Source organism: Bacillus sp. FSL E2-0195 (assembly GCF_038003645.1).
Lineage (GTDB): Bacteria > Bacillota > Bacilli > Bacillales > Bacillaceae_G > Bacillus_A > Bacillus_A mycoides.
Genome location: NZ_JBBOPN010000001.1, coordinates 3,982,611 through 4,007,028 on the forward strand (window position 1 = coordinate 3,982,611; position 24,418 = coordinate 4,007,028).

At 35.5% G+C, this 24,418-nt stretch carries 29 protein-coding genes; 13 read left to right on the forward strand and 16 right to left on the reverse strand.

The features are described 5' to 3' along the window. The first annotated feature begins 34 nt into the window (after positions 1–34). Genes MHH59_RS20425 through MHH59_RS20445 form a run of 5 tightly spaced genes read left to right on the forward strand, consistent with a single transcriptional unit; the run spans position 35 to position 4,516 of the window. On the forward strand, positions 35–454 hold the full coding sequence (locus MHH59_RS20425; RefSeq protein ID WP_002033900.1) for a GntR family transcriptional regulator: 420 nt from the start codon (positions 35–37) through the stop codon (positions 452–454). Then, entirely contained in the window at positions 420–1,301 is an 882-nt protein-coding gene (locus MHH59_RS20430; protein WP_002128958.1) for an ABC transporter ATP-binding protein, read from the forward strand. Before MHH59_RS20425 ends, MHH59_RS20430 begins: the two co-directional genes overlap by 35 nt. After that, positions 1,291–2,352, forward strand: coding sequence for an ABC transporter permease subunit (locus MHH59_RS20435; protein WP_002128959.1), 1,062 nt, complete (start codon positions 1,291–1,293; stop codon positions 2,350–2,352). Before MHH59_RS20430 ends, MHH59_RS20435 begins: the two co-directional genes overlap by 11 nt. A gap of 12 nt (positions 2,353–2,364) precedes the next feature. Further along, positions 2,365–3,429 carry an ABC transporter permease subunit gene (locus MHH59_RS20440; RefSeq protein WP_078213441.1) on the forward strand — a complete coding sequence of 355 codons (1,065 nt, stop codon included), beginning with the start codon at positions 2,365–2,367 and terminating at the stop codon, positions 3,427–3,429. 37 nt (positions 3,430–3,466) lie between these two features. Continuing rightward, a complete protein-coding gene (locus MHH59_RS20445) occupies positions 3,467–4,516 on the forward strand; it encodes an ABC-2 transporter permease (protein ID WP_340852211.1) in 1,050 nt (349 codons plus the stop codon). An 18-nt stretch (positions 4,517–4,534) separates the two neighbouring features. Here MHH59_RS20445 and MHH59_RS20450 read toward each other — a convergent pair whose 3' ends face one another. Together MHH59_RS20450 and MHH59_RS20455 are read right to left on the reverse strand one after the other, a co-directional pair. Then, the gene (locus MHH59_RS20450; RefSeq protein WP_002128961.1) at positions 4,535–5,080 is read right to left on the reverse strand and encodes a hypothetical protein; all 546 of its coding nucleotides are present in this window, start codon (positions 5,078–5,080) and stop codon (positions 4,535–4,537) included. A gap of 100 nt (positions 5,081–5,180) precedes the next feature. Next, positions 5,181–5,600, reverse strand: coding sequence for a MarR family winged helix-turn-helix transcriptional regulator (locus tag MHH59_RS20455; RefSeq protein WP_002088468.1), 420 nt, complete (start codon positions 5,598–5,600; stop codon positions 5,181–5,183). A gap of 160 nt (positions 5,601–5,760) precedes the next feature. On the opposite strand from MHH59_RS20455, the gene MHH59_RS20460 reads away from it, so the two are divergent. Further along, complete coding sequence (locus MHH59_RS20460; protein ID WP_098632785.1) at positions 5,761–6,432, forward strand: SIMPL domain-containing protein; 672 nt, start codon at positions 5,761–5,763, stop codon at positions 6,430–6,432. Positions 6,433–6,566: 134 nt separating this feature from the next. After that, positions 6,567–7,856, forward strand: coding sequence for an NCS2 family permease (locus MHH59_RS20465; protein WP_002033892.1), 1,290 nt, complete (start codon positions 6,567–6,569; stop codon positions 7,854–7,856). 33 nt (positions 7,857–7,889) lie between these two features. Here the strand turns inward: MHH59_RS20465 and corA are convergent, their stop codons facing one another. The 9 genes from corA to spoIIM form a co-directional block, all read right to left on the reverse strand. Then, entirely contained in the window at positions 7,890–8,852 is a 963-nt protein-coding gene (gene corA, locus MHH59_RS20470) for a magnesium/cobalt transporter CorA (protein WP_002067031.1), read from the reverse strand. 209 nt (positions 8,853–9,061) lie between these two features. After that, positions 9,062–10,366, reverse strand: a complete 1,305-nt coding sequence (locus MHH59_RS20475; RefSeq protein WP_078177775.1) for a pyrimidine-nucleoside phosphorylase — start codon at positions 10,364–10,366, stop codon at positions 9,062–9,064. 7 nt (positions 10,367–10,373) lie between these two features. After that, entirely contained in the window at positions 10,374–11,195 is an 822-nt protein-coding gene (locus MHH59_RS20480) for a purine-nucleoside phosphorylase (protein WP_001078443.1), read from the reverse strand. A gap of 12 nt (positions 11,196–11,207) precedes the next feature. After that, positions 11,208–12,392 (reverse strand): phosphopentomutase, encoded by a 1,185-nt coding sequence (gene deoB, locus MHH59_RS20485; RefSeq protein WP_002014935.1) that lies wholly within the window; start codon positions 12,390–12,392, stop codon positions 11,208–11,210. Between the two features lie 364 nt (positions 12,393–12,756). Continuing rightward, the gene (locus tag MHH59_RS20490) at positions 12,757–13,497 is read right to left on the reverse strand and encodes a FixH family protein (protein ID WP_002167718.1); all 741 of its coding nucleotides are present in this window, start codon (positions 13,495–13,497) and stop codon (positions 12,757–12,759) included. Between the two features lie 146 nt (positions 13,498–13,643). Then, on the reverse strand, positions 13,644–14,534 hold the full coding sequence (gene xerD, locus MHH59_RS20495) for a site-specific tyrosine recombinase XerD (RefSeq protein WP_002067028.1): 891 nt from the start codon (positions 14,532–14,534) through the stop codon (positions 13,644–13,646). Positions 14,535–14,540: 6 nt separating this feature from the next. Continuing rightward, positions 14,541–14,771, reverse strand: a complete 231-nt coding sequence (locus tag MHH59_RS20500; protein ID WP_002088473.1) for a YqzK family protein — start codon at positions 14,769–14,771, stop codon at positions 14,541–14,543. A gap of 103 nt (positions 14,772–14,874) precedes the next feature. Then, complete coding sequence (fur, locus tag MHH59_RS20505) at positions 14,875–15,330, reverse strand: ferric iron uptake transcriptional regulator (RefSeq protein ID WP_000392654.1); 456 nt, start codon at positions 15,328–15,330, stop codon at positions 14,875–14,877. Between the two features lie 106 nt (positions 15,331–15,436). Next, a complete protein-coding gene (gene spoIIM, locus MHH59_RS20510) occupies positions 15,437–16,084 on the reverse strand; it encodes a stage II sporulation protein M (RefSeq protein ID WP_002167716.1) in 648 nt (215 codons plus the stop codon). A 126-nt stretch (positions 16,085–16,210) separates the two neighbouring features. Between spoIIM and MHH59_RS20515 the strand changes: the two genes are divergently transcribed. After that, the gene (locus MHH59_RS20515; protein ID WP_002033881.1) at positions 16,211–16,762 is read left to right on the forward strand and encodes a GNAT family N-acetyltransferase; all 552 of its coding nucleotides are present in this window, start codon (positions 16,211–16,213) and stop codon (positions 16,760–16,762) included. Positions 16,763–16,785: 23 nt separating this feature from the next. Here the strand turns inward: MHH59_RS20515 and MHH59_RS20520 are convergent, their stop codons facing one another. After that, entirely contained in the window at positions 16,786–17,325 is a 540-nt protein-coding gene (locus tag MHH59_RS20520; protein ID WP_002014941.1) for an NUDIX domain-containing protein, read from the reverse strand. Positions 17,326–17,399: 74 nt separating this feature from the next. Here MHH59_RS20520 and mciZ point away from each other — a divergent pair, with 74 nt between their 5' ends. Both mciZ and MHH59_RS20530 read left to right on the forward strand, forming a co-directional pair. Further along, entirely contained in the window at positions 17,400–17,534 is a 135-nt protein-coding gene (gene mciZ / locus MHH59_RS20525; RefSeq protein WP_000870297.1) for a Z-ring formation inhibitor MciZ, read from the forward strand. Positions 17,535–17,665: 131 nt separating this feature from the next. Beyond that, entirely contained in the window at positions 17,666–18,580 is a 915-nt protein-coding gene (locus tag MHH59_RS20530; RefSeq protein ID WP_002088476.1) for an aldo/keto reductase, read from the forward strand. Positions 18,581–18,637: 57 nt separating this feature from the next. Here MHH59_RS20530 and MHH59_RS20535 read toward each other — a convergent pair whose 3' ends face one another. From MHH59_RS20535 to MHH59_RS20545, 3 genes are all read right to left on the reverse strand, one after another. Continuing rightward, positions 18,638–19,465 (reverse strand): aldo/keto reductase, encoded by an 828-nt coding sequence (locus MHH59_RS20535; protein WP_078177772.1) that lies wholly within the window; start codon positions 19,463–19,465, stop codon positions 18,638–18,640. Positions 19,466–19,595: 130 nt separating this feature from the next. After that, a complete protein-coding gene (locus MHH59_RS20540; protein WP_002167715.1) occupies positions 19,596–20,120 on the reverse strand; it encodes a GrpB family protein in 525 nt (174 codons plus the stop codon). Positions 20,121–20,188: 68 nt separating this feature from the next. After that, positions 20,189–20,452 (reverse strand): YqkE family protein, encoded by a 264-nt coding sequence (locus MHH59_RS20545; protein ID WP_002014945.1) that lies wholly within the window; start codon positions 20,450–20,452, stop codon positions 20,189–20,191. Between the two features lie 212 nt (positions 20,453–20,664). On the opposite strand from MHH59_RS20545, the gene MHH59_RS20550 reads away from it, so the two are divergent. Both MHH59_RS20550 and MHH59_RS20555 read left to right on the forward strand, forming a co-directional pair. Continuing rightward, on the forward strand, positions 20,665–22,254 hold the full coding sequence (locus MHH59_RS20550) for a bifunctional metallophosphatase/5'-nucleotidase (RefSeq protein ID WP_002128971.1): 1,590 nt from the start codon (positions 20,665–20,667) through the stop codon (positions 22,252–22,254). A 169-nt stretch (positions 22,255–22,423) separates the two neighbouring features. After that, positions 22,424–22,735: a ferritin-like domain-containing protein gene (locus MHH59_RS20555; protein WP_002014947.1), complete on the forward strand. Its 312-nt coding sequence runs from the start codon at positions 22,424–22,426 to the stop codon at positions 22,733–22,735. A 49-nt stretch (positions 22,736–22,784) separates the two neighbouring features. Here MHH59_RS20555 and MHH59_RS20560 read toward each other — a convergent pair whose 3' ends face one another. After that, positions 22,785–23,261, reverse strand: a complete 477-nt coding sequence (locus MHH59_RS20560) for a ribbon-helix-helix domain-containing protein (protein WP_002014948.1) — start codon at positions 23,259–23,261, stop codon at positions 22,785–22,787. Positions 23,262–23,392: 131 nt separating this feature from the next. Here MHH59_RS20560 and MHH59_RS20565 point away from each other — a divergent pair, with 131 nt between their 5' ends. Further along, a complete protein-coding gene (locus MHH59_RS20565) occupies positions 23,393–24,391 on the forward strand; it encodes an alpha/beta fold hydrolase (RefSeq protein WP_002128974.1) in 999 nt (332 codons plus the stop codon). Positions 24,392–24,418 lie beyond the last annotated feature (27 nt).

A 24,418-nucleotide genomic window follows, 5' to 3' on the forward strand; every position in this document is an offset into this window, starting at 1 on the left:
ACACTTAATACTCATCAGGAAGGAGACATTGCTCTTGCATATTCAACTTGATCCAAGAAGCAACACTCCGATATGGGAACAAATTGTTCAAAATATAAAAGAGCTCGTACTAAAAAATATGTTAGCTCCAAGTGATAAACTTCCTTCTGTACGCGAGCTTGCTTCTTTGCTCGTTATAAATCCAAATACAGTAAGTAAAGCTTATCAAGAATTAGAGCGACAAGGGATTATTGAAACATTACGAGGAAAAGGAACATTTGTAGCCCAATCGATTACCCCAACATTAGACGAAAGGAAAATCGCTATGGTTGAAAAGCAATTTCATCAATTATTACTAGAAGCCTCTTATCTTGGGATTACGAAAGATAAAATTCACGATTGGATAGATTCATACTATAAAGAGATTGGAGGAAATACAGATGTTGAAAGTGACAAACTTGAAGAAAACAATTGATAACCAAACGATTTTAGACGATGTTTCTTTCACATTACAAAAAGGTAGTATCGTCGGATTGCTCGGAAGAAACGGTGCGGGGAAAACAACTTTATTACGAACGATGGTCGGCATTTTAGACCCCGATGAAGGAACTGTTACATATGAGAATACAGATGTTCATATGCATCCTGAAATTAAACAAAAAGTTGTATACGTTCCAGACTCTACTAACATACTGAACGGATATACAGTAAAAGAAATCGTAAAGTTTTATAAAGCGGTTTATACAGCATTTGATGAACAATATTTTTATGAAATATTAGAACGTTTTAATTTACCAAACAAACGTATTCGTAGTTACTCAAAAGGAATGAAAGCACTGCTTGCGATCATTTTAGCTTTCGCTGCAAAAGCAGAATATGTCATTTTAGATGAACCGACAAACGGACTTGATCCTATCGTCAAAAGACAGATTCTACAATTTCTCGTTGAAGAAGTAGCAGAAAAAGAAATTACAATTTTCATCTCCACTCACCATTTAGATGAAGTTGAAAAAATTGCCGATACAATCATTATTTTAAAAGGACATACAGTAGATTCTATTACATCACTAGATGATGCAAAATCACGATTTGCCAAAATACAAGTTGCTTATGAACGTTCATTACCTCAAAAACTAGAAAACTTAAGCAATATTAAAATATTAAACCAAACAGGAAAAGTATATACAATCTTAATTGAGGAAAATGTGGCTACAACACTGGAGAAGTTTTATAAAGAGCAACCAATACTCATTGAAGAATTATCAATGTCACTTGAAGATGTCTTCGTTACGACACTTGAGGAGGATGGGTATGTTTCATAAGGCGTTGTGGATGTGGAATTGGAAGCGTGGGAAATATGCTGTACTACTGTTCTTCTTTTATACTCTTTATCTTCTATCTTTCGGATACTATAAAGCAGCTCAGCAACAACTTGCTAATTATTATAAATTACATGAAAAGGGAACGTTCTATTATGATTATGTTTTTTCGTCAAATACAGGTAATAGTTTTTCGATAACTATTCTTATTATTTCTATTGCTTGTCTATTAATAGGATGGGAACGTAGCAACCAGTCTAATGCACTACTTATGACAATGCCATTTAAAAGAAAAGATGTTTTCTTATCTAAATGGGCTTTCGGTTCATTCTGGATTGTGGGGTCTCTTCTTGTAAACTGGATTGTTATGTACTTTATTTATAGAACAACAATTCATTTGGATTATCAATCATTCGAACCATTTCATCGATACTTTCTTTATGCAATTGTTTCATATGTTGCAGTATATACAGCTGCATTATGTATTGGTGCCTTTACTGGAAGCGTTGTTTCACAAATCGTTTTTTGTATTCCTTGGTTACTAATGGGTCTTACATTTATTTCATTACTATACAATTTTACAATAAATCATTTAGATGCTCAGAATAATAGAAATTCTTCCTTATATGAAAGTCTTTCTGAAATAAATAATAAAACAAATATAGTTGCACCAATATATAATTTTTCTATTTATTACGATTATGATCCAAAATCACGTGAAAAAGAAAACGATTCAACCACTTTAAGAGATCCAGCATCTTATAGGTACTATTCGGCTAAATCCATGTTAGTCCCTATTTTCTATACAATATTTTACTTAATACTTGGCACATATTTATACAAACGTTCTCCAAATGAAAATAGTCAAAAGATATTTATTTTCCAAAAACATTTACGAATATGGATATGGGGGACAACCATTTATTTTGCATTACTAGGTGGCTATAAAATAAATCAATTTAATTTCTTACTTAACTATTACATCAGTTTGCTTCTCGCTGGAATCATTACTTATGTTGTACTATCACGTCTAACAAATTATAAAGTTTTTTAAAGGAGGGGGCCTATGTTTCAAAAAGCACTATGGCTAAGAACATATCAACAAAGTAAATATGTTGTGTGGTTGTTTTGGTTCGTTAGCTTCTACAATTTGTCATACAAATACTATATGGCAGCTATTGAACAACAACACTTTCTAACGATGCCAAAAGAAGACAACTATACATATCACTACCAGTTTGGTTTATCACTAATGGATCCTGTTATATTCCAAGGTGTTGCACTTATCATTTTAGCTTGTACGTTAATCGGATGGGAAAGACAAAATAACTCCATTGATTTTCTTTGGTCTCTGCCTTTTAAACGCTCACACTTTTTTATGACGAAATGGTTGTTTGGTATTTGTAACATTGTAGCAGTTGTCAGTATAAACTGGGGTCTATTTGCTATTATGAAAGAGATAACTTTTCATAATAAATATCAAGTATTTTCCCCATTCCATTCTTATTTTATATATATGTTAATTGTATTAATCGCTATTTATACACTTGCATTATGTATTGGAACAATTACAGGGCATATTATCTCGCAGGGACTTCTCACTGCAGCTATATTCATGTTTCCATTGTTACTTCCATCTCTAGTCTCAGGAGTCATCGCTGTTCACTCAAATATAGATTTTCATGAGAACAGTAATAATATGAACCATTTCTTAGAAAACATACGTATTTCTGGTCCAGCAGAAGATTTTCGTATTAGATTTGATTATGATCCACATAGTGCCTATACCGATCCAGATGGAGTGCGTCATAATGAACCAAACTTTACAAAAATCCCTTCAGCAAAATTATTGATTGCACCTATCACATATATCATTATTTTATTACCACTCGGTATATATTTATATGTTCGTTCAGTCAATGAGCTAAATGGAAACTTCCTCCTATATCCGAAGTTACAAAAAATAATTATGAGCATTGGTATTTTCGTTATAGGAATAGTTGGTGGTTTAGTCTTAAGGGGAGACAAATCATTACTTAATTTTTACATTGGATTTTTTGGGGCAAGCATAATTAGCTATTTTCTTCTATCCAAACTATTGAAATGGAAGTTCTCTTGGAACGCTAAATAAACTCATCATTATCACAATTTTGTACTGGAGGGATTACATGTTTCATAAAGCTTTATGGCTCCATCATTACAAGCAAAGTAAGTACATTCTTTTACTCTTTGCTTGTAGTAGTTTTTGGTTTTTACCTATTAGCTACTTTAATGATTTACAGGTTCAACCAAACGAAGCTGGCTATTTCTACTATAGTTTAAATGGGGATACTCTTATCATCCCCTTCATTCCAATTTTCATATTACTCGCCTGTTCATTAATCAGTTGGAAGAGACAAAATCAAACAGACTATCTGTTATTTGCAATGCCATTCACGAGAAAAGAGCTTTTTCTTTCTAAGTGGCTGTTCGGGACAATCGCAATTCTATTCATAATGAGTCTTAATGGCATCTTAATTTATTTCATCCTAAAGATTAATCTTTTTAGCCAATACCAATCTTTCGGGCCAATGGGTACATTATTATGTTATGTTACCATTACATGGATTGCGATTTTTACAATAGCTATTTTTATCGGAACAATTGCTGGCAATGTCATTTCGCATAGTATATTAAGCTTAATTTTCATTATATTACCATCTGGAATAGGCATGTTACTGTTTCATTTTGCTTGGATTCACACAAATGTATCTACAACTGAATTTTTCCTTAAGAAAGCGAATTATGCATCATATATAGAGAATATTGAAGTTTTTGCACCTACTAATAATACTTATATATCTTATACATTTAATCCAGAAGTAAAGGAAGTAGACATTAATAATTTAAAAGAATCCGTTAAGGAGCAGCATCAATTCCAGCCCATCTGGAAGCTTATCACTCCGATTCTATATATTCTCATTCTTTTACCATTAGGAGTATTTTTGTATAATCGGACTCCTAATGAAAATAACGGTAAAATATTATTATTCACTAAACTACATCGACTATTTATACCTTGTGTTACAATATGTTTTGCTCTATTAGGAGGCCGGATAACAGGTGGAAAAAACGATCCGCTATTAAGTTATTACGCTGGGTTCATAATAATAGGACTATTTGGCTATGTAATACTTCACTATTTGATAAATAAAAAATTTTTACTTCATACGAAATAACCTCCTCTCAAAAGGAGGTTATTTTACATTCTCTCTCCTATCCCCATACACCATCTCTTCTTTCATCCCAAACCCATCACCGTTTTGCACAATTTGCTCTGTCGGCGCGACTACACTTTCAGCAATTTTCCATTCGCCGCGCTCTTTCACAAATACTTGCAGAAAATAGTTCATGCCATTTAATTGATACGCATTTTCTTTTTTCACATTATAGTGCACCGCAATGTAGTGCACTTGAATATTTTCTTTCCCTGCTTTTGATACGTATTGCGATAATCTTGGAATGTACATTGATGCTTTCTTAAATGGTAATTGCTTCGCTTTAACGAGCGATGAACTTGTTACATTACGCAAAGTGTCCTGATTACGAACATTATCGCTATGATGAAATAATACTGCGTTTTGCATAGAACGAACCCATAATTTCGAATACAAGACGGTATTATCATTCTCAATGTACTTCACTTCTTTTTGCACCACTTGGATAGGGCTATCAGCGTACATGAATGTATGAAAGCAGAAAAAACTTCCAAGTAAAATGGTAAGTGCAGCAATATATTTCATAATCTTTCCTCCGATCTGTTTAATTAAAGTATCGGAGTTTCAAAATATTTTTATTCAAAAGAAAAAGGATAGGAAAGCTCTCGCTTCCTATCCTCATTTATTATAATACGCGGCCAAATAGTTCTAAAACCATTTCTATCTCTTGGTCGCTCCAACCTTTAAATTTCTCTTTATAATATTCTTTACGCACAGCTTCAAGCTTTTCAGTTACTTCTCGTCCGTTTTCAGTAATTTCTAAGTATACGATACGACGGTCCGAATTTGAACGTTTTCTTTCAACAAACCCTTTTCGCACGAGACGATCTGTTACAGCTGTAATATGACTGGAGGTTACGTTTACTTCACTCGCAATTTGCGAAGCCATCTGTGGACTTTTTAAAAATAACGCACGTAATACAGAGAATTCATTATATGGCATATGCTCTGAAAAACGTGTATTAATATCATTTTGTAATAAACGTATCATCTTTCGAAATGATGCAGATAGATCTAAAATCAGTGTTTCTCTATTTTCGTTCACTAGCCTCGTCCCTTTTTTATCATATTTACACATATTATAATCTATAAATACCTATATTGTATATGCTTTCTTCCCTCAACATTCTCATTTATGTAACTTTTTTCATAAGATTTTCTTTTTTGTTCACACATATACATATAAAAAAGGATGGTGAGCATAAATGCAAAGTGGAATGAATCCGTATTTACATAATATCCGTACGACGAATACTGGTAAAGAAGCTACTATTACTGTACAAGGAGAAGGCATTATAAAGGCAAAACCAAATGTTGTCATATTAACACTGGGCATTCGAACAGATAGTAAAAATGTAAAACAGGCGCAAGAAGAAAATGCAGTGCAATCGAAACAATTGCTTGATGCACTCAAACAGCTAGGTATTGCCGATAAAGATATAGAAACCATTTCTTATACAATTACTCCTCAATACGAATATGTAAATGATAAAGCATTACTACAAGGCTACCGTGTGGAGCATTTGTATGAAATTACCGTTTTAAATGTGCAAAAAGCAGGGGAAGTATATGATATAGCCGTTACAAATGGTGCAAACGTAGCAAAAGGATTACGTTTTCGAATATCTCATCCAAATAAATATTATGAGCAAGCTCTCATTCAAGCTCTGCACCAAGCAGTAGACAAAGCTCGTACAATTGCGAGTACCTACAATTTAAATATTAATCCTGTTCCCCTCTCACTCGTTGAAGAATCTGCCCAATTACCACGGGAGATCTCATCATATGCTACTTTGCATGCGCAAGCAGCTCCGCCCATTCAATCAGGAGAACTAGAAATCATTTCATCTATCCGGGCAATTTTTACGTATTTATAAATAAACTCATTTATAAGTAACCGTTATCATTTTCGTTGTTGTAAAAACATGATGTTCTGATATAATAAAGGACGGTGAGCTCTTACATAAGAGATATCACGGGTGGGAGAGGGATATGAAAAAGAAGGTTTAACATGAAAGGAATACTTGAAAGAACATTTAAATTAGACTTACACCAAACATCACCAAAACAAGAAGTTTTAGCTGGAGTCACGTCATTTTTCACAATTGTTTATATTATGATTGTAAATGCGTCAATCTTATCAGATGCCGGCATTCCTCTTGAGGCAGGAATTTTGGCAACTGTTTTTAGTTCATTTGTCGGATGTCTACTCATGGCATTTTGGGCAAATGCACCTGCTATTCTTGTCCCTGGCATGGGTGTAAATGCATTCTTCACGTACACTGCTGTGCATACGCTCGGTTTAACTTGGCAAGAAGCATTGGCAGCTGTTTTTATCGCCGGTATTATTTTTGCAATTGCTGCTTTTACACCGATTGCTCGCGTGCTTTCGGTATCGATTCCAAAGTCATTAAAGGAAGCGATCACTGTCGGTATCGGGTTGTTTTTAGCTTTCATCGGCTTGCAAAAAGGTGGTTTAGTCGTTTCGCATCCTAATACTGCTGTTGCAATGGGAAAATTAAGTAGTCCTGTCGTTCTTGCCACACTACTTACTCTTATTGTCGCACTTGTACTATTTGCGCGTAACGTACGTGGAAGCTTTTTATGGACGATTGCAATTGGAACTGGTATTGCATGGCTGTTTGGTCTTGTTGATACGAGTCAAATGGGAAATAGTTCGTTTTCATTCGCTAATTATGGCGATGTGTTTGGAGCTATGTCATTTGGGAAACTTTCTTCCTTGCCATTTTGGATTGCAACATTCTCCTTAAGCATGGTGCTTATTTTTGAGAACATGGGACTTTTACATGGTTTATTAGAAGATGATCGTAAATTCCCACGTGCTTACCAAGCAAATGCAATTTCAGCAATGACATGTGGTCTATTTGGCACAAGCCCTACCGTTTCAACAGTAGAGAGTGCCGCAGGTATTACTGCAGGCGGAAAGACAGGTCTGACGTCTATCGTTACAGGGTTGTTATTCTTCGCATCACTGTTTGCGCTTCCGTTTGTCAAAATAATTCCTGACAGTGCCATTGCACCAATCTTAATTATTATTGGCGGGCTGATGATTACAAGCATTCAACAAATTCCTCTGAACGACTTTTCAGAAGGATTTCCAGCGTTTTTAATTATCGTTATGATCCCGCTCACATATAGTATCGCTGATGGCATTGCGTTCGGATTTATTGCTTATCCTATCTTGAAAGTTGCACTTGGAAAGCGTAAAGAAGTCGCACCGTCCATGTATATTATTACATGCTTATTCTTAGCCATGTTCGTATTACACGCTATTGGCTAAGAAAAAAACACCGAGGAAATCCTCGGTGTTTTTTTACTTAAACCAACCTTTTTTATAAAACCAAGCCATCATTCCACCGCCAATTAATGCCATTAAAATTAAGCAAATAAAATAACTATACTTCCCGCCAAGCTCTGGCATATGTGCGAAGTTCATGCCGTATACCCCTGCAATAAATGTTAACGGCATGAAAATAGTTGAGAAAACAGTTAATGTTTTCATAATATTGTTCATATGGTGGGAATTCAACGAAAAGTAACTATCTCGAATATCTGCTGTTAATTCACGGCTCGCTTCAATCATCTCTGTCAGTTTAAGCAAATGATCATGTATATCTTTAAAATAAATTTCATGATCGCTTATACCGTAAAAACGTGTTGAATTTAATATACGATACAATAAATCACGCATCGGAATAATTGTACGCCTTAGCTTAGATAAATCTGCACGAATATCAAATACTTCTTCTAGCACACTTCCTGCTGTCTCACCCGTTAAATTATCATCAATTGCATTTAAATGGTCTTCGATGTAATAAACAGGTGCGAAATAATCATCTACAATTTGGTCAATAATTGTATGTGCTACATGCAAAGGACTCTTCTTAATACGTTTCTTTTCACCGAGCGTTTTCCATACTCTTTCAATCGCATTATTATGAGAGAAATGGAAAGAGACTATATATCGATCACTAATAAATAAATCGATTTCATGCGGTTCTAATCCGTCTTCTCCGAATGCATGAAGAACTAAAAAGTTATATCCATCATAAAAATCTACCTTTGGTCTCTGTACATACTCTACACAATCTTCAATTGCAAGGGGATGGAACTTGAAGTGATCTTGTAAAATATATGTATACTCCTCTTTCGTTGGCTTATATAAATCAAGCCAATACCATATGATGTTCTCTTTTTTCGTTTCTTCTAGCGAAACATCATATAAAACTTCATTTTTTTTCGTTATTGCACAAATTCTAATCATAATTTCACCCATTACTATTATAAACAAAAAATAGTAAAAAAAGCCAAGGAGAAATCTCCTCAGCTTTTTTTATCCCGCTATTTGCGGGCAGTAAGACCCCTACCTCAAAATTCAGCGAAAGCAAAGAAGTTAGGTCTGGGTCGGGCTGCCCGTAAATGCCCGATTGGTGAAGGCTAATAATCAGTGGGGATAAAGCCCCCACTGATTAAAGTTTCACTTTATTACTTCGTTACAATACCGTGTACTAAAGTTGGTGCATCTACGTGATCTTTAGCGATTTTCATGTTCTCATAAATTTTCGCTTTTACGTCTTCAACATTTTCGCGGTTTGCGTAAATTGTAACAAGAGAGTCACCTTTTTTCACGCTATCGCCTACTTTTTTGCGAAGCATTAGACCAACTGCTAAATCAATTTCAGACTCTTTCGTTGCACGCCCTGCTCCTAAAAGCATTGCTGCTGTTCCGATTTCATCTGCAACGATTTCCGATACGTAACCGTCTTCTTTCGCTTCCACTTCAATTTTAAATTGTGCTTGTGGCAATTTAGAAGGATCATCAACAACAGATGCATCGCCGCCTTGCGCCGATAAGAACGTTTTAAATGATTCTAGCGCTTTACCATTGTTCATTACTTCAATTAACTTTTCACGTGCATCTTCTAAAGATGAAGCTTGTCCAGCAAGGTACACCATCTGACTTCCAAGTGTTAAACATAACTCTTCTAAATCTTTCGGTCCCTTACCTTGTAATGTATCAATTGCTTCTTGTACTTCTAATGCATTACCAATTGCTTCACCAAGCGGCTGACTCATATCAGAAATAACCGCCATCGTATTACGACCAACGTTATTACCGATGCGTACCATTGCTTCTGCTAAACGCTTTGCATCTTCATCCGTTTTCATAAACGCGCCTGCTCCAGTTTTTACATCAAGAACAATTGCATCTGCACCAGCAGCAATTTTCTTACTCATAATTGAGCTAGCGATAAGAGGAATTGAATTTACTGTTGCAGTTACATCACGAAGCGCATATAACTTTTTATCAGCAGGTGTTAAGTTTCCACTTTGACCAATAACAGCGATTTTATTTTCATTTACAAGACGCATGAATTCATCATTTTCAATTTCCACATGGAATCCTGGTACTGCTTCTAATTTATCAATTGTACCACCCGTATGTCCTAGACCTCGTCCAGACATTTTCGCAACTGGTACACCTAAAGCAGCTACTAATGGACCTAATACAAGTGTCGTTGTATCACCAACTCCACCCGTTGAATGCTTATCTACTTTTACCCCTTCAATGGCTGATAAGTCAATTGTATCACCGCTATTTACCATTGCCATCGTTAAATCTGCACGTTCTTGATCATTCATATCTTGGAAGAAAATTGTCATTGCAAGTGAACTCATTTGATAATCTGGAATACTACCATTTGTATATCCTTCAACGATAAAGTTAATTTCTTCTGTCGTTAATGCATGTCCATCACGTTTTTTTGCAATTAGGTCCACCATTCTCATTGTGAAGTCACCCCTTCATTTGTTTTACAATTGCTTTTACTAATGCTAAGAAATTAGCTTTAACACGTTCTGTCGTTTCAATTACTTCATCGTGATGAAGTGGTTGATCTAAAATACCAGCTGCCATATTTGAAATACAAGAAATACCTAGTACTTTCATACCTGCATGACGAGCTACAATTACTTCCGGTACTGTTGACATACCAACTGCATCTCCGCCAAGTGTACGAAGCATACGAATTTCAGCAGGTGTTTCATATACAGGACCTGTCATTCCAACATATACACCTTCTTGTACTTTAATATTTAAATCTGCTGCAACTTGTTTCGCCATTTCGCGAAGTTCTGGCGTATATGATGTAGACATATCAGGGAAACGTACACCCATTTCAGAATCATTTGGTCCGATTAATGGGTTCGTACCCATGAAGTTAATATGGTCTGAAATTAACATAAGATCGCCTGGTTCAAATGATGTATTTACACCACCAGCTGCGTTCGTTACAACAACTGTTTCTACACCTAGTTCTTTCATAACACGAACTGGGAATGTTACTTTTTGCATATCGTATCCTTCGTAGAAATGGAAACGTCCTTGCATTGCTACTACTGTTACACCTTGAAGTGTACCGAATACAAGTTGACCTGCATGTCCTTCTACAGTTGAAACTGGGAATTCAGGGATTTCACTGTATGGTACTGTTACTGCGTTCTCGATTTCATCTGCTAATACACCTAGTCCAGATCCAAGGATTAGTCCTACTTGTGGTGTCTCTTGAAATTTCTCTTTTAAGTATGAAGCTGATTTTGTAATTAGTTCACGATTCATCTGTTTATCCCCCTATTTCTTTAGCTCGTTTAAGAAGCTTGTTCCATGTTCTGGCATTTTAACATTAAAGTTTTCTGCTACAGTTGCACCAATATCAGCAAATGTTTGACGAAGTGATAACTCTTGTCCGCCTTCTTTCATGCTTGGGCTATATGCTAATAACGGTACATATTCACGTGTATGATCAGTACCAGGATGTACTGGATCATTACCATGGTCTGCTGTAATTAATAATAGATCATCTTCTTTTAGTTTTTCGAATACTTCTGGAAGACGTGCGTCATATTCTTGCAATGCTTCTCCGTACCCTTGTGGGTCACGACGATGACCAAATAAGGCATCAAAGTCAACTAAGTTTAAGAAGCTAATACCTGTAAAGTCCATATTTAATGTATCTACAAGCTTGTCCATTCCATCCATATTTGATTTCGTACGAAGTGATTCAGTTACACCTTCTCCATCATAAATGTCAGCAATTTTACCAATAGCAATTACATCATAATCGCTATCTTTAAGTTCATTCATTACTGTGCGACCAAATGGTTTTAACGCATAGTCATGACGATTTGGTGTACGTGTGAAGTTTCCTGGCTCTCCAACAAACGGACGAGCAATAACACGCCCTACCATGTACTTCTCATCTAATGTTAATTCACGTGCGATTTTACAAATTTTATATAGCTCTTCAAGTGGTACTACTTCTTCATGAGCTGCGATCTGTAATACACTATCAGCAGAAGTGTAAACAATTAAAGAACCTGTTTCCATTTGTTCTTGACCAAGCTCAACAAGTACCTCTGTTCCAGAGGCTGGTTTATTACCGATAATTTTACGACCTGTCTTTTCTTCTAATTCATCAAGTAATTCTTTCGGGAATCCTTCAGGAAACACTTGGAATGGTGTATCAATGTAAAGGCCCATGATTTCCCAGTGACCTGTCATTGTATCTTTACCTGTAGATTTCTCTTGCATTTTTGTATAATATCCAAGCGGTTTCTCTACTTTAGAGATTCCTTTCATTTCACGAATATTACCAAGGCCTAATTTCACCATGTTTGGCATGTGTAATCCATTCATATGTTCAGCGATATGACCAATTGTATCAGAACCTAAATCACCAAACTGCTCAGCATCTGGTGCTTCACCGATTCCCACAGAGTCCATTACGACTAGGAAAATACGTTTATATTTATTCATAACTGCAACCTCCTATATGTTCAGTTCTACTTCTTGTAGTATGTTCAAAACGCTATAAAGTGAAACTGTTATCAATGGGAATTATCTTTCGTCCTCATTATCAAACAGTACTGCTTTAAACCAGTCTCTAACTTTTTCGTTTTACTTTCAAACGAATCAAAAAAATTTCTAGTTTTTTCTAAGTCAGATGTCAGACATCTGATATTGATATCATACCATGTTTACGCTTTCTTTTTAATACATTTTCGTAGAATTTCTCATTTTCTTTACCCTTCTATTGTAATCCATTCTGCAAAGAAGTGCTAATCATTTTATAACATATTTCCTAATATAAAAATAAAAAGCAGCTCTAAAGAGCTACTTTTTATTTTACTTCTACTGTTTCTTCTTTATGTTCATGTAGTTCACCTTTTCTTACATGAACTTTCACTTTATAAGCACCATTCTCTTTGAAAGTATGTTTACTTTCATACTCCCCTTTATTCCCTTCTTTCGCCGGAATAAATTCGTGTTTTTCAACGCCGTCTTTCCAAATCTCAAGTTGTACTTCAGCACCAGTTAACGCTTCTTCTTTTTGTTTTAAATGGACTTTCATTGTTGATTCAGCATTTGCTTTTATGTCACCGGCCATAAGATGAATCATTGTGTCACTTTTATGATCACCGTGTCCTGCATTATGATCACCACTTTCTTTTTTCGCATCTTCTACTTTCGCATTCCCTACAGCAACTTTGTGTTCTGGCATAACGTGTATATCACGTGCATTTGTATGAGGAATAATATGATATACTCCATCAGTTTCAAATGTTTTCTCTACTGCATAAACACCTTTTCCTTTATGCTTACCATCTAACATCTCGTGTTTCTCGTCGCCATCTTTCCAAATCTCAAACTTTACGTCATCAGCATCCGTTACTCTTTCTTTTCCTTGTGTAACAAGTGCTTGTACTTCTGTTTTTTCACCAGGTTTAATTTCTTTCGGATTCGTTTGAACCGCTACGTCTATACCTTCAAGTTTCTGTCCTTTTTTCGGTTCTTCTTTGTTTGTATTACAGCCAGCCAATGCTAGCATCGCGATAAATAATGTAATAATAAGTTTTTTCATCTTCATTTCCTCCTTCATACTTTCCTTAGTATAGAGGAAATACATTGTAATATTCTAGTCTTCTGCTGAAAACAATGTACGAAATGTTTGTGAAGTTTCTGTGAAATGGTTCACTCTTCTTAATCTATGAAAAAAGAGCATAGTGACTATGCTCTCGGGTGAAACTGTTTATATACATCTTTTAATCTAGTTTTTGAAACGTGCGTATAAATTTGTGTCGTCGAAATATCTGCATGTCCAAGCATTTCCTGTACAGCACGCAAATCTGCCCCATTTTCTAATAGATGCGTAGCAAAAGAGTGACGCAACGTATGCGGTGTAAGCTCTTTTGCAATATTCGCTTCTTTCGCTAGCCGTTTTAAAATTTTCCAAAATCCCTGTCTCGATAATCGATTACCATGATGGTTTAAAAAGAGCGCATCTACTGCTTTTTTACCCATCAATTCTCTTCTTCCTTTTTCAATATACTTTTGAATCGCTTCTGTCGCTAAGCTTCCTAGTGGAATAATTCTTTCTTTGTTCCCTTTCCCGATACAGCGAACAAATCCCATCGTTAAGTGCACATCTTCTAAATTTAATGCAATTAATTCTGAAACACGAAGTCCTGTTGCATACAACAACTCTAACATTGCCTTATCACGAATCCCAAAAGCACTTGCCGTTTTCGGTGTTTGAAGTAATGCTTCCACTTCGTCGATTGATAATACTTTTGGTAATTTCCGTTCCCCTTGTGGCGTTTCAATATGTACCGATGGGTCATGCTCCACTGCTCGTTCACGAAGTAAAAATTGATGAAACGAACGAATCGATGCAATATGACGCGCCAATGTTTTTGAAGATTTCCCGTTTTCTTTTAAATGCTGCAAAAAGTTAACAATATGCAAGCGTGTCACTTCATGAAACGTCTTCGTTTGTTCTACATTTTGCAAATACTTCACATAGCTTTTTAAATCGCGTTCATAAGATACAACTGTATTTTTCGCTAAACCTTTTTCAACAATCATATAATGAATAAAATCTTTTAATTGATCTTCCAATCTACACTACTCCCCATTTTCATAGAAAAACATCATTCTATTTACGAAAGCATCCTTTTCCGGCTCCTCATTCCCTGATACTTTTTCTACAGTCTCTTCTTTTGGCTTTTCATAACGATGGTAACTTTCATATTCTTCATTTATCCATAGTATAGCGAAATAAAACAAAATCGTACAACTTGTAAATAATAAAAATACTTTCATCCCATCAAAAGTTAATTTTAAAGCTCGGCGCATTGTAAATTCCTCCAAAATATAAGTTATTACAACATATGCCAAGCTTTCACCAATTTATACCTTATTCAAATAAAAAACCTCTTCCTAGTTAAATAGGAAAAGGTTATTTTTCATCCGTTTCATTTTCTTGACAATTTTTACAAATCCCATGGAATGTTAAACGATGATCTTTCACCTTAAAGCTCCAGTCTCGTTCCACTTTATTCTCCACTTCACCAAGTAAATCTTCTTGTATTTCTTGTACAGCACCGCATTGTGTACAGATTAAATGATGATGGAAACGCTGTGCACCTTCTTGGCGTAAGTCATAACGCGAAACACCGTCTCCAAAGTTAATTTTATCGACAACTTTCAACTCAGACAATAACTCTAAAGTTCGATAAACGGTTGCTAATCCGATCTCTGGCGACTTTTCTTTTACAAGGAGGTATACATCTTCTGCGCTTAAATGATCTTCTTCATTTTCTAGCAGCACACGAACTGTTGCTTCACGTTGTGGTGTCAATTTATAGCTCGCTGCATGTAATTGCTTCTTAATTCGTTCAATTCTTTCTTCCATTCGGTACTACTCCCTCCTCGCCACTCTTACACCATTATATCAGAAGAAGGGCTCCTGTCAAAAGAAAAACAATAAAAACAAATTGATAATTATTCTCAAAAAGTATTTATTGTTTGTTAATAGCCTCCACAACTTCTTTCATTAAAACTGGTGATGCATACACTTCGACACTGGAAGCAATAGCTAATACCGCTCCAATCACGAGAAAAAAGCATGTATAGCGAATTAATAACGGTAATAGTGGCTCAGTTATTTTCCGAATAAATTGATGCCTAATCATGCGTAAGGAAAAGCTTGCAGCAATTGTTGTCATTACGAGAAATACAGGAATTATAATTAAATTTTGTGGCAATACAGATACAAATGCTAATAATAGTCCATTCCATCCGTGCTGACTTACTAAAAAACCTACTGTAAATCCAACAACTACCCCTTTTAAAAATAGTAAGATAAAAATGAGCGGCAACCCAATAATTGAAATCCCCAAAATCCAAATAAAACCGATATATTTTAATTGCGAAAAGTAACTTTCTCGAAACATTTCGCCTGCGACAGCAAATTCTCCTTTAGAAACTTGTCCAAAAAAACGCTGTAAATAAAATGATAAATCTTGCTTTTGGTTTATTTGTAAACTATTCACAAGAATCGCTCCAAATATTACTCCCATCAGTAATAAAACCGCATTAAATATATATAGTGAAGAATTTTCCTGTATGTGAGACATTAAACGGTCTTGCCACGTTTTTCGCCACATTTTCCTTCCCTCCGTTCACACTCTTACTAAAAATGTATGAAAGAAAGAAAAAAAGTATGACGAATTAGCATTGAAATTCCGCTCTACTTTGCTAAACTAAAAAGTAGAGAATAGGAGGGATTTCTCTTGAAACCATTATTATTAGATTTTCCAACATTATTTCAAACTGAGCGCTTGCAAGTACGTAAGCCGTTTCCAGGTGATGGCACAGAAGTATATGAAGCAATCCAAGCTTCGCTAGAAGACTTATTACCATGGATGCCAATTACAGCTGAAACAGAAGAACGTGCTGAAGAAATTGTTCGCGAAGCTCACGGACAGTTTTTACTTCGTGAAACACTTGATTTCCACTTATACGATAAAGTATCTGGTACATTCATCGGAGCTATTACGCTCAAGCCTGAAAACTGGGATATTCCAAAGTTTTCACTTCACTTTTGGCTACATAGCGCTTATACAAAGCATGGCTATATGACAGAAGCCATTAAAGGTGCGATTCAATTTGCATTTGATAAACTAGGTGCTAGAAGAATTGAAATTCGTACTGATGCAACAAATATAAATGCATGTAACTTAGCAGAACGTCTAGAATTTATTTTAGAAGGTACAATGGAAAATGATTTCCTAGCACCCGATGGCAGCTTACGCGATGCACGTGTATATGCAAAAATCAACTAAAAACACTCGCCTTAGGCGAGTGTTTATTTTTGTAATTGTAAATATTGTACTGCAAACATCGTTTTAGCATCATGTATGCGAAGGTCTTTCATAAGATCAATCGCTTCTTCTAATGACACTTCCATTAATTCCACAAATTCATCTTCATCTAAAGCTGCTTTATTTTCTTTTTGTTTTAATCCTGTCGCTTTATATACATATAAAATCTCATCTGCAAAACCAGGTGATGTATAGAAAGATGTAATAAGCTCCATATTTTCACATACATATCCTGTTTCTTCTTCTAATTCACGAACTGCTGTTACCTCTGGCTTTTCCCCAGGTTCTAACTTCCCAGCAGGAATTTCCACAATTGCCTTTTCGAGAGCTTTACGATACTGCTCAACGAGTACAATTTTCCCCTCATCAGTAATAGCAATAATAGCAACTGCCCCAGGGTGATTTACGATTTCACGTTTACTCATTTCTCCATTTGGTAATACTACATCATCAACACGAACTTTTATAACTCTACCATCAAAAATCGGTTCAGTTTTTACTGTTCTTTCTGCAAGATTACTCATACTACTTCATCTCCCTGTTCTATTTCCTAATCGTTCTTCATACATTTTACCACATTGAAAGGAGCGTGATAGAAATGAAAGTTTACATTTTACCAAATCGCGTCACTTTAGTCGGCAAAGCATGGCAAATTCGTCATAAGCTAAAACAATATGGAAAAGAGTATACAACTGTACAAGAGTGGATTACAGCAAATAAAGTGAAACTTTAATCAGAGGGGGGCATCCCCTCTGATTATTAGTTGAACCAATCGGGCTTTTACGGGCAGTTAATGCGGGGCAAAAAGTAAACGTTTGTCAACCTCCTTCCCCTTTCGTACAATAAAGGTAAGGAGGTTGACCTATGAAAAAACGTCAATTAGGAAACTCAGATTTATATGTTACGGAAATTGGATTTGGCTGTATGTCTCTCGGTGCATCTGAGGCTGAAGCTATGCGTATTATCGATGAGGCAATCGATTTAGGAATTAATTTTTTTGATACAGCGGACTTATACGATTATGGATTAAATGAAGAATTTGTTGGAAAAGCTCTGAAAGGAAAACGTGACCAAATTGTTCTTACAACAAAGGTTGGAAATCGATGGACAGAAGAAAAAAACGGTTGGTCTTGGGATCCTTCTAAAGCTTATATAAAGGCCGAAGTAAAAGAGAGTTTACGTAGACTTCAAACAGATTATATTGATTTATATCAACTGCATGGCGGGACGATTGAAGATCCTATAGATGAAACAGTTGAAGCCTTTGAAGAATTAAAAAAAGAAGGGATTATTCGTCATTATGGTATCTCTTCTATACGTCCAAATGTCATTCGTGAGTATGCAAAACGATCAAATATCGTTAGCATATTAATGGAATACAGCCTTTTAAATCGTCGCCCTGAAGAATGGTTCCCGCTTCTTAATGAACAGCAAATTAGCGTTATTGCTCGCGGACCACTTGCAAAAGGGATTTTAACTAACAATAATGCAAGAAAGATAGAAAGAGTAAAAGAAAAAGATTACCTCTCTTATTCTTACGATGAGTTATATTCGACACTCGCGAGTGTAAAAGAAATAATCGGAGAAAGCTCTTTAACAGGAACGGCTATTCAATATTGCTTACATAACGAAACTGTTGCAGCTGTTATACCTGGTGCAAGCTCTATTCAACAATTGCAAGAAAATATACAAGCTAGCCAACAGTTATCTTTAACAAAAGAAGAATATGTACAACTTCAAAAGATTGTTAAGTATGATTCATATGCTTTGCATCGCTAAAATATTGATACCGATAAAAGCAAAAGACTGCCCCCAACACTAGGCGGCAGTCTTTTTTTATAACGTATCATATTTATCAGGATTCGTTCCTACATGTAAATTACGATTTAACGTATTAATTTGATCCATCTCTTCTTCAGTTAATGAGAAATCAAAAATAGTAAAGTTCTCTTTAATACGAGATGGCGTAACAGATTTAGGAATAGTCACAATCCCACTTTGAATATCCCACCTTAATATAACTTGTGCAGGTGACTTTTCATATTTTTTAGAAATAGCCTGAATAATTGGATGCTGGAATACTTCGCCGCCTCTCATTAAAGGACTCCACGCTTCCATTTGAATATGCTCACCTTGACAGAAATCACGCAATTCAAATTGCGCTAACATCGGATGAAGTTCCACTTGGTTGACCATCGGCTTCACTTTACAATTTGGTAATAACAGTTCTAAATGATGTTTATGAAAATTAGAAACACCAATCGCGCGCACTTTACCTTCTTCATACAATTTTTCTAGCGCTCGGTACGTATCGACATACTTCCCTCTTATTGGCCAATGTATTAAATATAAATCTACATAGTCCATTTGTAATTTCTTTAAGCTTTTTTCAAACGCCTCAAGTGTTTCCTCGTATCCTTGATCGTCGTTCCAAACTTTTGTTGTAATAAATATGTCTTCTCTCGGAATCCCTGATTCACGAACCGCTTCTCCGACACCGCTTTCATTTTCATATACAGTTGCTGTATCAATCGAACGGTATCCAAATTCTAATGCTGTTTTTACTGCTTGTTTAACCTCGTTGCCTTCTTTCGCTTTATAAACGCCTAGACCAATCATCGGCATTTTCACACCATTATGAAGTGTAGTTGTTGGAATATGCACACTCGTTCTCCCTTTCATTGTTACATTTTTATAAACCACCACTTTATTTCAACAAGATTCATCCAAAAAGTCAAAACATACGTACAGTTTACATAATACTTTTATACACATTTTAAAAAATAACGTGAACTCAGTCATTCACGTTATTTCCTTTCCATTCTTTCGCTTTTTCATCAACATTACGTACAAACTCATTTTTTCCTTCCGTATACATCGTGCCATCATATGTATATTTTTCCGCTAGTTCTTTCTTTAAATTTGCATATGCCTCTGCTTCTTCGCAATGAGCCATCATGTAATCACGAAACGATAAATGCCTTACTATCTCAGGATTCCCTTTTTCAAATACGTGCAAATGATACGAGCGTTTTTCCTCAGTCCCATGAATAAAATAACGACGTCTTGAAATACCATTTTCCCCTTTTACGATGTAACCAAGCTCTTTAAAACGTTCATTCCAATGATCTACTCTGTCGATACTCTCTACTTCCATAATCATATCTATAATAGGTTTAGCTGCCAGTCCTGGCACTGACGTACTTCCAATATGATGGACTTTCACCATTTCTGGCATCGCCGATTTTAATCTTTCGGCTTCCATTTGGAATTTCTCACTCCAATGATTTTCATACGGAACGACTACAATTTCCCTCATTCTAACTCCCCTTTTCTTACAAACTCGTCAAAAAAATGATCAGCGGCATTTCACTGATCATCTTTTTATTATTTAAAGTCTTTCCAAGTAAGGCTACTTTCACTTAACAGTTCTTCAAATGATTTATTCTTTTCACGTTCTTTTTGTTCCTTACGCTTTCTTTCTTGTTCTGCTGCCTCTTTTTTCTCTTCTCTCACTTGCAACTCTTTTTTCTTATTCTTTAATTGTTGCATTAACGAATCGTTCAATTGATCACCTAGTGTAAGTGATTCTTTCTCTGGTTGATTCATTTGAGAGTGTCTTTGTGTTTGTCTTTGCTTCTTTTTCTTCATACTACTCACCTTTTACTTTTTTCTCCATTATAGAGGATACACGGCGAAATCGACAATAAAAAAGGTTCATTACTCTCACATTCTCTATTATTCATTTTTTGTAAATATGTTAATTTTTCGAAAAAACTAAATTTAACTATAGATATAATCCTATTAATCTATTAAAATTATGTCGTATGATGTCAGATTATAAAAAAAAGGAGAAATTAATTATGTGGAAAAAAATTATTCCTGCTGTTGCTGTTTTAAGTACTATTACTTTTTCAAGCGTATTCGCCGCTCCTCCATCTCAGACTCCTGCCGAACAAAACCGATACATAGACGTACAAATGCTTGGTATTAATGATTTACATGGTCAACTAGATACTGTAAAAAAAGTTAACAATAAAGAAGCTGGTGGCGCTGATTATTTAGCTACTTATTTAAAAGAACGCAAAAAACAAAACCCTAATACACTTCTCGTACATGCCGGTGATATTGTCGGAGCCAGCCCACCAGTTTCCGCATTATTACAAGACGAACCAACAATTGAATTTTTAAATGACTTAAAGTTTGATGTTGGTACAATCGGAAACCATGAATTTGATGAAGGTATCGATGAAATGAAACGCCTCATTTACGGTGGATATCACGAAAAAACAGGGAATTTCAAAGGAGCAAACTTCCCTTATGTCGCTGCAAACTTCTATAATAAATCAACTGGCCGCTTATTTTTACCACCATTCACTGTAAAAATGGTTGACGGAGTTCCTGTAGGGTTCATTGGAGTTGTTACAACGGATACACCGAATGTCGTTATGCCTACTATGCTTAAAAATGTAGAAATCACTGATGAAGTAGAGGCTATTAATAAATCCACACAACAATTAAAGCGTCTCGGCGTTAAATCTATCGTAGTCCTTGCACATGTCGGCGGAACAACTGATGAGTCTGGTGTAACAAATGGAGACCTCACTCGAATTGCAAATGAAACAGATCCCGAAGTTGATGTTATTTTCGGCGGACATAGTCATACGTACGTAAATGGTACTGTAAATAATAAACTTATCGTGCAAGCGAACTCTTACGGGATGGCTTTCTCTGATGTAGATGTAACGATTGATAGAAAAACAAAAGATATTATGAAGAAAAAAGCTGAAGTTATTACAACGTACCATGAAGGTGTAGAGCCTGATAAACAAGTAAAACAAAAGTTAGATCAATATAAAGAAAAAATCGCACCTCTTGTAAATGAAGTAGTCGGAAAATCTACAGCACCTATCGACCGTAAACAAAACGATGCTGGTGAATCTACACTTGGAAATTTAGTTGCGGATGCCCAGCGCCAAACTATGCAAACACAAATCGCTCTTATGAATCCTGGTGGAATTCGTAATGATCTAGACGCTGGAGATATTACATGGGGCGAATTATACGGCATTCAGCCTTTCGGAAACCAATTAATTAAAGTAGATCTAACAGGTCAAGATATTCGTGATATATTAAATCAACAATGGCAAAAAGGAGCAACGAGAATGCTTCAAATTTCAGGTATTCAATACACTTGGGATGCAAACAAACCAAATAACGAAAAGGTTACGAATATCCGTTTAACAAATGGTGAAGAATTAGTTCCCTCTAAAACGTATAGCGTAGTTGCAAATGCTTTCCTAGCTTCTGGCGGCGATGGATTCGTATCCTTTAAAAATGGAAAAAATGCTGAAACTGGTCCAAACGATTTTGAAGCATTAGTCGATTATGTAAAACAAGTGAAAGAACCAATTCAGCCGATTATTGATGGACGTATTCAAAAAAACAATTAAATACTATTCAAACTAGTGCGTGACACTCGAAAGAAGAAGCTCCTTTTATATGCAAGGAGCTTCTTCTTTTAGAGTCATACGTATTGTCATTTTTCTAGTGCAGTAAAGGATACGCACATAGCCCCTTGTTTCTTCGTAGTATATAGAAAACTATAATGGGGAAATTTGTATGTATTTCTATCAAACAATGACGATACATTGTATCGACAAACACATTCGTAGTATTGAGAAAGCAATTAATGGAGAATATAGCGCCATTCATTTTTATGCTAGATTAGCTACTTTAGCTCCAGACATAAATGAACGAACTCAAATCCTTGAAATTCGGCAAGATGAGCAACGAACAGTTGATTTTTACTTAGAAATTGCTGACGAAACGACAAATCAACAAGTGAAAGAAACATTTCGGCGCGCAGCAGCTGATGAACAAAATCATGCCGTTTGGTTCCTATATTACTTTTCGAAACAAAACAAAAAATGAAATAAAAGAAAGGATACACGCTCTTATATGGAACATAGTATCCTTTCTTTTATTTCTCTGGATACGTTTCATGATTAACATCATACCGTTGCAAAAATTCCTGTAGTGCTTCTTCTACAATTTTAGACTTTTGAATCCCTTTTGATTCCGATATAACATCTAGTCTTGCTAATACTTCTATATTAATCGAAAAGGTTCGTTTCTTTTTCTCTGTGCTCTTACTTATAATTTGAACACTTACTTCTTCTCTTTTTCTTAGCAATTCATAAATGCTTTGTAATTGTTCATAAATTAGTAATTGATAGTCTGTTTTTGCATATTGAAGGGCAGTAGCTTCTTGGATTTGCAAATGACGTGGCTCTTCGCCATCACCTATAAAGATACGTTTTTTCTGCTCTCCATCATATTCATATCCAATCACCCTTAATTTCTTTGATAATGTATATGGGCTCATTTCAAGCCGTTTCGCTATAATAGCGATTGATTCGCGTCTATTTAAAGAATCAATAATTTCTCCAATCGTCACATTCTCCCTCCTCTCTTAATCGCCTAAACTTGAAATCAAACCAGTATGTTATGATACAATGATTTTCTAGTAGTATATGCAAAAGAAAGAGCCTGTGCGATTCATACCATTTAAGAAAAGGAGGTCTACATATGCTTTTTCGTAGCCATACCCCTCAGTTTTACAACGAAAAAAAGCAACTAATCCCTAACAGTATCGCTACGATAGAAAGCGTTATGATTAATGACCGGAAACAATCTCTCCTTATACGCGGTCAAAACGTGGAACAGCCTATTTTATTATGCTGTCACGGCGGCCCTGGTATGGCACAAATCGGCTTTATTCGCCATTTTCAAAAAGAGTTAGAAAAGCACTTTATCGTTATTAATTGGGATCAGCGAGGGGCAGGTAAATCCTTTTTATGGCGGGACATCCAAACAAATCTTACGATTGATCAATTTTTTTCAGATGCAAAAAAGGTTATTCAATATCTTCTCAAACGCTTTAATAAGCAAAAACTATTTCTCGCAGGTCATTCTTGGGGAAGTATTATCGGACTACAAATCGCTAATCAATGTCCCGAATATATAGAAGCATACATCGGCATCGGTCAAATCGTACATATGAAGCAAAATGAAGAATTACTATATCAACATTTAATTAGCTCTGCCAAAAAACATGACCATAAAAAGGCATTAGCTTCTCTTTTAAAATTAGGGAAACCACCCTTTTTAGATACGAGACGCCTCATTATTCAAAGAAAGTGGCTTGGTACATTCGGAGGAGCAATCCAAAATGGATCTTCCTTTTCTTTCATACGAAAAGGCTTCTTTTCTCCTGAATATACGCTATTAGATTGGTTCAAATTTCTCGCAGGAAATTTAAAATCCGGAGTTTTATGGGAAGAGATGCTGACAATCGATTTCTTTTCATCTATTTCAAGTTTATCTATTCCTGTTTATTTTTGTTCTGGTCGCTATGATTATCAAACTCCTTATGCACTCGTTCAACAATATTGCGATATCATTCAAGCTCCTATTAAAAAGATGATTTGGTTTCCAAACTCGGCACATTCTCCAGATTTAGAAGAGCCTGAGTTATTCGCTAAATCTTTACAATCAATTAAACAAGAACTATCTTTTCAACATTAATAACAAAAGGCGCTTTTACATTTCATA

What these genes read in the sequence shown, in the direction of transcription:
- MHH59_RS20430 (WP_002128958.1), top strand. Translation starts at nt 420, where the DNA reads ATGTTGAAAGTGACAAACTTGAAGAAAACAATTGATAACCAAACGATT.
- MHH59_RS20435 (WP_002128959.1), top strand. Translation starts at nt 1,291, where the DNA reads ATGTTTCATAAGGCGTTGTGGATGTGGAATTGGAAGCGTGGGAAATAT.
- MHH59_RS20440 (WP_078213441.1), top strand. Translation starts at nt 2,365, where the DNA reads ATGTTTCAAAAAGCACTATGGCTAAGAACATATCAACAAAGTAAATAT.
- MHH59_RS20445 (WP_340852211.1), top strand. Translation starts at nt 3,467, where the DNA reads ATGTTTCATAAAGCTTTATGGCTCCATCATTACAAGCAAAGTAAGTAC.
- MHH59_RS20450 (WP_002128961.1), bottom strand. Translation starts at nt 5,080, where the DNA reads ATGAAATATATTGCTGCACTTACCATTTTACTTGGAAGTTTTTTCTGC.
- MHH59_RS20460 (WP_098632785.1), top strand. Translation starts at nt 5,761, where the DNA reads ATGCAAAGTGGAATGAATCCGTATTTACATAATATCCGTACGACGAAT.
- MHH59_RS20465 (WP_002033892.1), top strand. Translation starts at nt 6,567, where the DNA reads ATGAAAGGAATACTTGAAAGAACATTTAAATTAGACTTACACCAAACA.
- corA (WP_002067031.1), bottom strand. Translation starts at nt 8,852, where the DNA reads ATGGGTGAAATTATGATTAGAATTTGTGCAATAACGAAAAAAAATGAA.
- MHH59_RS20475 (WP_078177775.1), bottom strand. Translation starts at nt 10,366, where the DNA reads ATGAGAATGGTGGACCTAATTGCAAAAAAACGTGATGGACATGCATTA.
- MHH59_RS20480 (WP_001078443.1), bottom strand. Translation starts at nt 11,195, where the DNA reads ATGAATCGTGAACTAATTACAAAATCAGCTTCATACTTAAAAGAGAAA.
- deoB (WP_002014935.1), bottom strand. Translation starts at nt 12,392, where the DNA reads ATGAATAAATATAAACGTATTTTCCTAGTCGTAATGGACTCTGTGGGA.
- MHH59_RS20490 (WP_002167718.1), bottom strand. Translation starts at nt 13,497, where the DNA reads ATGAAAAAACTTATTATTACATTATTTATCGCGATGCTAGCATTGGCT.
- MHH59_RS20500 (WP_002088473.1), bottom strand. Translation starts at nt 14,771, where the DNA reads ATGCGCCGAGCTTTAAAATTAACTTTTGATGGGATGAAAGTATTTTTA.
- fur (WP_000392654.1), bottom strand. Translation starts at nt 15,330, where the DNA reads ATGGAAGAAAGAATTGAACGAATTAAGAAGCAATTACATGCAGCGAGC.
- spoIIM (WP_002167716.1), bottom strand. Translation starts at nt 16,084, where the DNA reads ATGTGGCGAAAAACGTGGCAAGACCGTTTAATGTCTCACATACAGGAA.
- MHH59_RS20520 (WP_002014941.1), bottom strand. Translation starts at nt 17,325, where the DNA reads ATGAGTAATCTTGCAGAAAGAACAGTAAAAACTGAACCGATTTTTGAT.
- mciZ (WP_000870297.1), top strand. Translation starts at nt 17,400, where the DNA reads ATGAAAGTTTACATTTTACCAAATCGCGTCACTTTAGTCGGCAAAGCA.
- MHH59_RS20530 (WP_002088476.1), top strand. Translation starts at nt 17,666, where the DNA reads ATGAAAAAACGTCAATTAGGAAACTCAGATTTATATGTTACGGAAATT.
- MHH59_RS20540 (WP_002167715.1), bottom strand. Translation starts at nt 20,120, where the DNA reads ATGAGGGAAATTGTAGTCGTTCCGTATGAAAATCATTGGAGTGAGAAA.
- MHH59_RS20545 (WP_002014945.1), bottom strand. Translation starts at nt 20,452, where the DNA reads ATGAAGAAAAAGAAGCAAAGACAAACACAAAGACACTCTCAAATGAAT.
- MHH59_RS20550 (WP_002128971.1), top strand. Translation starts at nt 20,665, where the DNA reads ATGTGGAAAAAAATTATTCCTGCTGTTGCTGTTTTAAGTACTATTACT.
- MHH59_RS20555 (WP_002014947.1), top strand. Translation starts at nt 22,424, where the DNA reads ATGTATTTCTATCAAACAATGACGATACATTGTATCGACAAACACATT.
- MHH59_RS20565 (WP_002128974.1), top strand. Translation starts at nt 23,393, where the DNA reads ATGCTTTTTCGTAGCCATACCCCTCAGTTTTACAACGAAAAAAAGCAA.